The following is a 9,344-nucleotide window of genomic DNA, read 5'->3' as shown; positions in this document are numbered from 1 at the left end:
TTAACGGAGGACTTTTTTTGTGTAAATAGGTCAAAAGAAAACCCACAGGAATGCTCCTACGGAACAGAACGCGGTGAAGACACTGTAGCGGCGCCTTTACCGCGAAAGGGGCTGAGGCCGTTCACGGCGGGTGCGAGGGATTCTCCTGTAGTGGATTTGGTGCTATGTTCGTGTTTTAATCATCAATTAAGTTATGTCCCGCCACCTCATTTAGTTCATTTTTTCATTCTGTCCAATCAGTTTTTGCAAATATTTATTCCTTCACTACAATATAAACGGCTTCGTCTACGATTGATACGTTATATGTTTTTACACAGCCAACGTCTGGAGCGACTGCTTCGCCTTTTCTAAGGTCAATTTTCCAGTCGTGCATGGGGCAGAACACATACTCTCCGCTGACGATTCCATCAGACAATACGCCGCCTTTATGTGGACAGCGGTTTTCCACAGCAAGCACTTCATCGTTCTCTTGACGAAATAGCGCAAGTTCCAAGCAATCAATGGTTACCTTCTTACCGATCCCAACAGATAATTCATGCAGCTGTGCAACGTAAATCGGTTCATTCAGTACTTGAGTCATGATAATCACTCCTTAGTTGATGACTTCTACTTCTTTTTTCTCATAAAGCGTTGCTTGTTTATCCTTACTTTCGAGCACTTCGTTCCATGGATCCTGTTGACCTGTTAAGGCAAGCTCCACTCGCTCAATAAGCTGTGCACGGGTTTCCGCGTCGGCAAGTACCTTTTTAATATGGTCTAGTCCTACTCGTTCAACCCAATGTGATGTACGTTCTAAATATTTGGCATCCTCACGGTAGAACTGGAGGAACGAACTAATAAAGTCCATGACTTCCTGGTCTGTCGCTACCTTTGCAAATAAATCCCCACCACGAAGATCGACGCCACCATTTCCTCCAACATAAATCTCCCATGCTCCTTCTACGCCTACAATTCCAATATCCTTGATGCCTGATTCAGCACAGTTACGTGGGCATGCAGATACAGCCATTTTCACTTTGTGTGGAGTGCTTAATCCTTCGTATTTCTTCTCAATTCGAATTCCGAGTCCGATTGAATCCTGCGTTCCAAAACGACAGAAGCTTTCTCCCACACATGTCTTGACTGTTCGAATGGATTTTCCGTACGCATAACCTGAGCGCATACCAAGATCCGTCCACACCTTAGGAAGGTCTTCTTTCGCAATTCCAAGTAGGTCAATTCGTTGCCCACCTGTTACCTTAAGCAATGGCACGTTATATTTATCAGCAACGTCCGCGATTTTTCTAAGCTGATCTGGATTCGTTACGCCTCCATACATCCTTGGTACAACGGAGAATGTACCATCGTTTTGAATATTTGCATGTAGTCGTTCATTCACGAACTTTGATGTGGAATCATCTTTGTATTCAATCGGTTGATTTAATCCAAGATAGTAATTTAATGCAGGACGGCATTTAGAGCAGCCATTCTCTGTAGACCAACCAAGTACGTTCATCACTTCCCGAACGTAGTTTAAGCCTTTGTCTTTTATTTCAGCTGTTACTTCCTCGTGAGAAAGATCGGTACATCCACAAATCGGCTCCTTCTGATTTGAGGCTTCTTCTCCCGTTGCATGTGTGAGAAGCTCCGCAACAAGTGGTTTACAGCCTCCACAAGAGCGTGATGCGTTGGTGCATGCTTTTACTTGATCAACCGTTTGAAGACCTTGTTCGTTAATGGCTTTAACGATATCTCCCTTTGTTACTCCATTACAGCCGCAGATGGTCTCGCTATCAGCCATCGCCACTACAACACTTTCTCGTTCATCTGATTCATTTTCAGAAGGCAGTATAGCGACCTTACTCATTTTTGAAATGTCTTGCTCATTCCGCATCATGGTTAAAAGCCGAGGCGAGTCAGATGTATCACCAAACAACACGGCACCTATCACTTTGTTATTCTCAACAACAACTTTTTTGAAGATCCCTTCAAACTCATCATGGACGCGAATTGATTTCGTATGCTCCCCGTCTTGGAATCTGCCTGCTGAAAATACATCCACACCTGAAACCTTTAACTGTGTATACACAATAGATCCTTGGTAGCCAGGCTTTGATAAGGGTTGATCTGCGCATACATGTTCAGCCAAGGCCTTCCCTTGCTCATAGAGCGGTGCAACAAGTCCGTACACGACACCCGCGTGCTCAGCACACTCACCAACCGCATACACGTTTTGAACCGACGTTTGCATATAGTCATTTACAACGATGGCCCGGTTAACCTCAAGTCCCGAGTCTTTGGCTAAAGAAACATTCGGCTTAATTCCAACAGCCATCACAACTAAATCAGCATCAAGCTGTGATCCATCTTTAAAACGTACGCCATCCACTCGTTTTTTACCGGTTAAGCGTTCTGTATGAGCGTTTAAACGGAACGTCATACCCTGCTTTTCCAGTTCCTCTTTGAGCATCTTGCCCGCTTGATCATCTAGTTGTCGTTCCATTAAGTAATCAGCGATATGAATAACTTCTACTTCCATATTTAAATTTAATAAACCTCGTGCTGCCTCTAAACCTAACAACCCTCCACCAATGACCGCTGCTTTTTTATAATTCTTCGCTGTATCAATCATCGTCTCGCAGTCTTGAATATTTCTAAAAGCAATAACGCCCTCCTTATCCGCACCTGGAAGCGGGAGCATAAAAGGGTTTGAACCCGTTGCAAAGATTAAGTGATCGTACGAACGATTGATGCCGTTTTGACTTATTACCTTTTGATTAGCAGTATCCACCTTGACAACTGGATCGCCTGTGAATAATTCAATTTGATTCTCCTCGTACCATTCATAGCTGTTTAACACAATACTTTCAATACTCGCGTCCCCTTGTAACACGGAGGATAAAAGGATGCGGTTGTAATTTGGATGAGGTTCTTCACCAAAGACTGTGATCTCAAATTTGTGTGGGTCTTTTTTAATGATTTCCTCTAGCGTTCTAATCCCAGCCATTCCGTTACCGATCAAAATAATCTTTTGCTTCAAGATGTCTCTCTCCTTTTTTGTGTATGGTTAAGGTCTACAATGATCCACGTAAAGGTTCTGTTATTTGATTAGGTAGCAATGCCTCCGTTATCTGCTCCACAGACATCGATGCTACTTGATATACATTAAATCCAGCCTCCCTTAAATGTAATGTTGTTAAGTGATCGCTACATATAAATGTGCATGTTCGTAATGAATCTACATTAATACCTGATAAATCGATATATTCAAAAAATTCTAGGCAGTCTTGATGAGTATGAAGGCAGATCGTATTAATGTGCTCATCTTCAAATAGTCTCGATAACACAAGTTGATCACGGTGTGAGTGTGTCTTCTGTTTTAAAAAGGGATAAGCATAGACATCTGCTCCCCGTTCTTTTAATTGAGACCCTTCCTCGTTATAATCAGTAGCGGTTGGGATCAACATCCCTCTTCCACTTAAAGGTCTCTGTTCAAACCAAGTAAGCTTTGCTCTTAACTTAACGACCTCACCAACAAGAATGATGGCAGGGTTCTGTATTTTTGCGAGCTCTGCTTTTACCACAATGGTTGCAAGTGTTCCCTGGACCGTACGTTGCTTGCTATAGGTTCCCCATTGCACAAGTAAAATGGGTGTATCTTTTGACATGCCATGATTGATGAGTTCTTTTGAGATTGTGGGTAAGTGCTTCATCCCCATATAAAAAATGATGGTATCGACAGCGCTTGCAAGCGAACTCCAATTCACCGCTGGCTTGCCATCCTTTGTACAGGTATGACCCGTTACGGTTGCGAATGATCCAGAGAGCTTTCTGTACGTAACTGGAACTCCTGCATACATACTCGCTGCGCTACCAGATGTAATTCCAGGAATGATTTCGTATTTAATATGATGTTGTGCACAAAGCTCAGCCTCTTCGCCAACTCTACCAAAAACAGATGGATCGCCTCCCTTAAGACGAACAACTGTTAAACCTTTTTTCGCATGAATTAAAAGCTCCTTCTGGATATCTTCCTGCCTGAGCGTATGCTTACACGGCTGCTTTCCACAATAGACAAGCTTCGCCTCGGGACTTGTTTCCGTTAATAAAAATGGATTAACCAGTCGATCAAAAATCACTACTTCCGCTTTTTGCAGTAAGCGAAGGCCTTTCACCGTGATCAATTCTAGATCACCAGGGCCAGCCCCTACAAAATACACTTTGCCTTGTACCAACTAGTCCACTCCTCCCTATCTATTGTGACATCATAATGGAGATATCTTAATAATTAAGGTGGTTAGTCAGCATTTCTCACAAGGTTTTTTAAGCAAAATGCTGTGAGATCTTTTAACGAAAACCAATTTAGAACTACGAAAACCGAAAGGACAAAGGGGTTTGCTGACTGATTTTTAGAAAGATATAGAGCCACGTCTCCCTTTAATCATTCGAATATCGCATTTCTTGGAGCACGTCTATCACTCCGATCCTCCGGCTATCGCATCGATCCTTTCTCCATCGCATCGCCTATCACATCGATCCTTCCTCCATCGCATCGATCTCCCTCCCTATCACATCGATCCTTCCTCCAACAACAAAAAAACAGCAAGTCCCTCTCTCCAAGGACTTGCTGTTCATCCTATTAACTGTGCACGCCTTTTCCAAGCCATGATCCAGCGGCTTCGTAAAGGGCTTCTGATATGGTTGGGTGGGCATGGACCATTGAATCCAGCTCTTCAACGGTTCCTTCCAGGTGCATAAAGGCTGTTGGCTCTGCAATCATTTCTGTTACATGCGGTCCAACCATGGTCACACCTAAAATCTCCCCATGTTTTACATCAGCAATCAGCTTAACAAATCCTTCTGCTTCACCCATAGCCAGAGCTTTACCGTTTGCAGACAAATCGGTTTTTACCACTTTTACATCAAGACCTCGTTCTTTGGCTTCCGCTTCTGAAATGCCGACACTGGCGACTTCAGGGCTCGTGTACACACAGCGTGGAATGATTTTTCCTTTGATTGATTCTTGCTCTCCTGCCGCGTTCGCTGCTGCTACAAGTCCTTCGGCACTGGCCGCGTGCGCAAGCTGCCAGCCTCCTATGAGATCACCGACTGCATAGATGTTTGCTTGACTGGTTTGCATCGCTGCGTTCACCTTCACAAAAGGCCCACTCATCTGTAGATCGAGCTTAGAAATGGCTGACAGGTTTGGCTTTCTGCCGACACAGATTAAAAGGTCTTCGGTATTAATCACCTCTGATTTCCCTTTATCTGATTCCACCAGTACGTTCTGGTTATCTCCTGCTTTCTTTAACGCTGTCACCTTCGTGTTAGTTAAGATACGGACTCCTTTTTTCTTTAGGATCTTCGTCAGATGCTTTGAAGCGTCCGGATCTTCACTCGGAATGATTCGATCGCCCATCTCCACAATCGTTACGTCTACACCCAGACTAGTAAAAATGCAGGCGAACTCCACGCCGATAATGCCTCCACCAATAATGACGATAGAACTTGGAATTCTTTCTAAATCAAACACAGTGTCACTTGTGTAAAAGTGAGCAGTATCAATGCCTGCGAGCGGTGGTACAAATGGAGTAGACCCTGTTGCGATAATGACCTTGTCCGCTTTGATTGTTGTCTCTTTCTCTTGCCCGCTTATTCGAATCGTACCGTCTGCCTCCACTTCACCAAGTCCAGCAAACACCTCAATATTGCCTTGCTTCATTAAATATTCAATACCTGTGCGTAGCTTCTTGATCACTTGATCTTTTCGATTAAGCATTTTTTCTAGCGACAACGTCACCGGACCGGCTTCAATGCCCCAGTCCTTTGCCTTTTCGATTTGTTCAATGATTTCGGCATGACGCAACAAGGTCTTTGAAGGGATGCAGCCTCTGTTTAAGCATGTTCCCCCAAGGTGCCCATTCTCTACAAGCGCCACTTTTTTTCCGAGCTTTGCTGCACGGATTGCTGCCACATAGCCACCTGGTCCTCCACCTATTACGGCGATATCATATGTTGACACAGTTCTCTCTCCTTTACGTAAGCAGTTGGTATGGGTTCTCAAGTACTTGCTTGAGCTCGGTTAAAAAGGCCGCTGCTGGAGCACCATCAATGACGCGATGGTCAAATGAAAGACTAAGACTCATCATTGGGCGTAGCTCGATTTGACCGTTTATACCTACTGCTTTTTCCTGTATTCTCCCTACCCCAAGAATGGCTGACTCCGGCTGGTTAATAATTGGCGTAAAGGCATCTACTGCGTACATTCCCAGATTACTGATGGTAAATGTACCCCCACGCATGGCATCTGGACTTAGTTTGCCACCTCTGGCTGCATTGGCAAGATGCTTCGCTTCCTCTGTTAATGTGCCCAAGCCCTTATGATTAGCATGTTTGATGACTGGTACGACCAGTCCTCCAGGAATTGAAACAGCGATTCCAATATGAGCATCCTCATAATAAACCACGTCATCCCCATCAAGTGAGACATTGATTTCTGGGTGACGTACCAATGAATGCGCAACAGCTTTGGCAATGATTTCTGTATAGGACAGGCGCTTGCCTGTTTGTTGTTCAATGAGTGGAAGCAGTTGTTTACGGACCTCCACAGATGCGGTCATATCTACTTCACTTGTTAGCGTCACATGTGGTGCTGTAAAGGCACTCTCTGCCATTCGTTTAGCAATCATCTTGCGTGTGCCACTTAGCTTTACGCGTTTTGGCTCACTTGTTGGTGCATCACGATTTGCGCTCGCTACTGTATCAAGATCTGCAGTGTAGATTTTCCCGTTTGAACCAGTGCCCGTAACCTCTTGTAGGTTCAATCCTTTTTCATCTGCAACCTTACGAGCAAGAGGAGTGGCTTTAATCTTCTCTCCTTGCTCACCCTGAGCTTCTACATCTGCCTTTTGAACTCGACCTCTTGGGCCACTGCCTTCAATTTTATGAAGTGCGAGACCCTCATCCTTTGCAGCTTTTCTCGCTGCAGGAGTCGCACGTACCTTTTCTGCGCTTTCTTGCTTCTGCGGGATTGAACTCTCCTCTTTGACATCAGATTTTTCCTCATCAGTAGACTCGGCGTCTTCATCGGAGACACCAGGAGAAGAATCTGGCACGTTCTCATCCGCCTCTCCAATGTAGCCAATAACGTAATTTACAGGAATTTCTTCATCCTCACTCACATATCGCTTGAGTAAGATTCCTTCCTCATAAGCCTCTACTTCAATGTTAATTTTATCGGTCATGATTTCAAACAAAGGCTCTCCGACTTCAACCGACTCGCCTTCTTCTTTAAACCATTCCAGGAGCGTACCTACCTGCATGGTACTGCTCAGCTTCGGCATAAAAATTTCCTTAGGCATTCGTCATGTCCTCCTCCTTATAGTCCTTTTAGCGTATCTTTTACAGCTTCCACGATGTCATGGACCTGTGGAACCGCTGCTTTTTCAAGCTCAGGATTATACGGAATCGGAACCGCTTTTCCGCCTAATCGTTTGATTGGGGCATCTAAATAATCAAACGCTTCACTCTCTGCAATCATGCTGGCGATTTCTCCACCAAATCCTCCACGTTTAACCGCTTCATGAACAACGATGAGGCGACCTGTCTTTTTCACCGACTCAATGATTGTTTCTTCATCTAATGGTACAAGTGTCCGGGGATCAACGACTTCTACACTAATTCCTTCAGCCTCTAATTGCTCTGCGGCTTCAAGCGATTTGTGCACCATCATTGCTGTTGCGACAATCGTGACATCCTTACCCTCTCTCTTGATATCTGCTTTCCCAAGTGGAATCGAGTAGGCTTCTTCTGGCACATCACTTTTTGTGCGGTAGCAAAGCTTATGCTCATAGAACACAACTGGGTTATCATCATCCATCGCAGCTTTTAAAAGTCCTTTCGCATCATAGGCCGTAGAAGGTTGAACCACCTTTAGGCCTGGAATATGAGTCATCCACGCTTCTAAGCTTTGTGAATGCTGAGCTGCTGCTCCTGTTCCGGATCCAGCAGGTGTACGGAGAACCATCGGGACCTTTCCTTCTCCACCATACATATATCTCAGCTTGGCAGCTTGGTTGACCATATTATCCATCGCAATTGTAATGAAATCAGAGAATTGAAGCTCTAAGATGGGACGCATACCTGTTAACGCAGCTCCGATGGCTGTTCCTGAAATAGCAGCCTCTGAAATCGGTGTATTTCGTATCCGCTCCGGTCCAAATTCTTCAATCATTCCGCGGGTTACACCAAATGCCCCACCATAAACACCGATGTCTTCACCCAAGATAAACACATCTTCATTTGTGCGCATTTCCTGACTCATTGCTTCTCTGACTGCTTCTAAATACGTTAGCTCTCTCAAGGCTTGTCCCTCCTTAGGCATAGATATCCTCCATTAATGTCTCAAGACCTGGCTCGGGACTTTTTTTAGCAAATTCAACCGAATCCTCGATCTCCTTCTTCGCCTCATTACGAATGAATTCGGCTTCTTCCTCTGTGAACAGTCCTTGGGCTATGAGCTGCTCCTTGTAACGAGCAATTGGGTCCTTTTCTCTCCACTCTTTTTCTTCTTCTCTTGTACGATACTTTTTGGCATCACTCTTAGAGTGACCTTTCCAGCGATAGGTTTTTGCTTCAATAATAGTTGGACCTCCGCCATTCCGAGCATAATCAACCGCTTCTTGTACGACGTTCATCACATCAAAGACATCATTGCCTTCTACGACATGACCTGGAATCCCATACGCCTCGGCACGCTGTGCAATGTGTTCGATGTTCACCATCTCTTTTACAGGGCCTGACATACCGTATTGATTGTTCTCACAGAAGAAGATGACTGGAAGCTTCCAAATAGATGCCAGGTTCACTGCTTCATGAAAACTTCCTTCATTGGAGGCACCATCACCAAAGTAACAAAGCACCACTTTCCCTTGGTTTTTCATCTTAGAAGTAAGAGCTGCACCTGTTGCGATCGAGAACCCACCTCCAACAATTCCATTGGCACCAAGATTCCCTTTACTGACATCGGCAATGTGCATGGATCCACCTTTTCCTTTGCAGTAACCGGTTGTACGACCGAATAATTCAGCCATCATACGATTCACTTCTGCACCTTTTGCAATACAATGACCATGCCCACGGTGAGTACTCGTAATCATGTCGTCAACATTAAGAACCGCACAAGAGCCAACAGCTGTTGCTTCCTGCCCAACAGCAAGGTGAGTGGTCCCGTGAATCATCCCTTTTGCAAAAAACTCATCTACTTTTTCTTCGAAGTAACGAATTAACCACATTTGCTTATAGAGCGGAATTAGTTTTTCTTTTGAACTAGCTGTGTCTTGCTTTAATTCATTCATCATAACAGC

Annotated in this window: 7 protein-coding genes; all 7 read right to left on the bottom strand. The window is 44.5% G+C overall.

Features of this window, described 5'->3' with window-relative positions:
* Positions 1-253: 253 nt before the first annotated feature.
* Entirely contained in the window at positions 254-580 is a 327-nt protein-coding gene (gene nirD, locus ACQKKO_RS20795) for a nitrite reductase small subunit NirD (protein WP_498650542.1), read from the bottom strand.
* A gap of 12 nt (positions 581-592) precedes the next feature.
* Positions 593-3,022 (bottom strand): nitrite reductase large subunit NirB, encoded by a 2,430-nt coding sequence (nirB, locus tag ACQKKO_RS20790; RefSeq protein ID WP_498650545.1) that lies wholly within the window; start codon positions 3,020-3,022, stop codon positions 593-595.
* A 31-nt stretch (positions 3,023-3,053) separates the two neighbouring features.
* Positions 3,054-4,214, bottom strand: coding sequence for a uroporphyrinogen-III C-methyltransferase (cobA, locus tag ACQKKO_RS20785; protein WP_498650540.1), 1,161 nt, complete (start codon positions 4,212-4,214; stop codon positions 3,054-3,056).
* 404 nt (positions 4,215-4,618) lie between these two features.
* Complete coding sequence (gene lpdA, locus ACQKKO_RS20780; RefSeq protein ID WP_498650538.1) at positions 4,619-6,001, bottom strand: dihydrolipoyl dehydrogenase; 1,383 nt, start codon at positions 5,999-6,001, stop codon at positions 4,619-4,621.
* A gap of 13 nt (positions 6,002-6,014) precedes the next feature.
* Complete coding sequence (locus tag ACQKKO_RS20775) at positions 6,015-7,340, bottom strand: dihydrolipoamide acetyltransferase family protein (RefSeq protein ID WP_498650536.1); 1,326 nt, start codon at positions 7,338-7,340, stop codon at positions 6,015-6,017.
* A 17-nt stretch (positions 7,341-7,357) separates the two neighbouring features.
* Positions 7,358-8,341, bottom strand: a complete 984-nt coding sequence (locus ACQKKO_RS20770; protein ID WP_498650534.1) for an alpha-ketoacid dehydrogenase subunit beta — start codon at positions 8,339-8,341, stop codon at positions 7,358-7,360.
* Between the two features lie 13 nt (positions 8,342-8,354).
* Positions 8,355-9,338: a thiamine pyrophosphate-dependent dehydrogenase E1 component subunit alpha gene (locus tag ACQKKO_RS20765; RefSeq protein ID WP_498650532.1), complete on the bottom strand. Its 984-nt coding sequence runs from the start codon at positions 9,336-9,338 to the stop codon at positions 8,355-8,357.
* Positions 9,339-9,344 lie beyond the last annotated feature (6 nt).

Origin of the sequence: Alkalihalobacillus sp. NPDC127517 (assembly GCF_050276055.1) — a bacterium.
Classification (GTDB): domain Bacteria; phylum Bacillota; class Bacilli; order Bacillales; family Bacillaceae_D; genus Alkalicoccobacillus.
The sequence above is the reverse complement of the archived record's forward strand: the minus strand, read 5'-3'. Positions and strand labels throughout refer to the sequence as shown.

Coding starts and splice junctions, on each gene's coding strand:
- ACQKKO_RS20765 (WP_498650532.1), bottom strand. CDS start 9,338: ATGATGAATGAATTAAAGCAAGACACAGCTAGTTCAAAAGAAAAACTA.
- ACQKKO_RS20775 (WP_498650536.1), bottom strand. CDS start 7,340: ATGCCTAAGGAAATTTTTATGCCGAAGCTGAGCAGTACCATGCAGGTA.
- nirD (WP_498650542.1), bottom strand. CDS start 580: ATGACTCAAGTACTGAATGAACCGATTTACGTTGCACAGCTGCATGAA.